Genomic DNA, 1,050 nt, shown 5'->3' with positions numbered 1-1,050 from the left:
CGCCCGCAACCACACCGCAAAGCCCGGCCTCCGACAGCAACCAGCGCTCCACACCCACCGAACGCAACAGCAGTGAACGCTCGCCCCAGCGCACCAACGACACCCGCACACCGGACACCGCCGCACGACAGACGACCGGCGACGACCTCCAGACCGTCACCACAGACCCCCCGCCCGCACCCGAGACCACCGGAAACACCACCGGACAGGACGACCCCGACAGCTCGACGGAAGAACAACGGGCGACCTCCCACACCCCGACCGCATCCGACGCGCCCTCCCCGGCCGACGTCCCGCTGCCCCCGTCCCCCGTCACCGAGAGCGGGTCGCCCCAGGACACGGAGGACACCGGGCACAGCCCGTCCGAACGCGGCGGCGAACGGCCCGAGGACCGCGACGAGGGCACCTCCCGCGACGACGACCGCTCCCGAAACGACGAGAGGGACCAATCCGACGACGGGAACGAGCGGTCGGGCGAGGAGAGCAGCGACCGTTCCGGAGACGGCAAGGATCGGGGCGACGGGGACCGGTCCGGGGAAGAGAAGGGCGACGGATCCGACGGCAAGAAGGACGGGGACGGCGAACGCGCGGACGACGGCACCGGGTCCGGCCATGGGGAGGCCCCCGCCGAGGAGGGGGACGGCCAGGAGCAGAACGGCGAGGAGAGTCGCAAGGACGCCCCCGCCGGAGAGGGCGAGACGTCCGGAGCGGCCCTGTCCCGGAACACGGACGGTGTCCCGCAGGATCAGGAGACGCCGCGGTCCCGTCCGGAACCGCTCCCCGACGGGGAGGCCGGTCCGGAGCGGAACGGCTCGCCCTCTCCCGCCACCGTGGAGCCCTCAGCCATGGCCGACAGCTGGGAGACCGCAGCCCCGCCGACGGAGAACAGCGGGGCGCCGGTACCGGGCGCCGGGGACGCCCCGCCCGCCGCCGAGGTCACGACGCCCGACACGATCGAGGGCACGCCGGTCCCCGCGCGGAGCACGGACACGGACGCGCCTCCGGCACCGCCCGCCGCCGGACCCGAGCGCGCGGCGGACATCGGCTCCA

Annotated in this window: 1 pseudogene; it reads left to right on the top strand. The window is 74.6% G+C overall.

What is annotated here, in order from left to right:
- Positions 1-1,050: pseudogene (locus tag ACFWTE_RS30015) on the top strand (hypothetical protein); the annotation flags it as partial.

Origin of the sequence: Nocardiopsis sp. NPDC058631 (genome assembly GCF_042716955.1) — a bacterium.
Lineage (GTDB): Bacteria > Actinomycetota > Actinomycetes > Streptosporangiales > Streptosporangiaceae > Nocardiopsis.
This window is presented reverse-complemented; position numbering and strand designations above follow the sequence as displayed.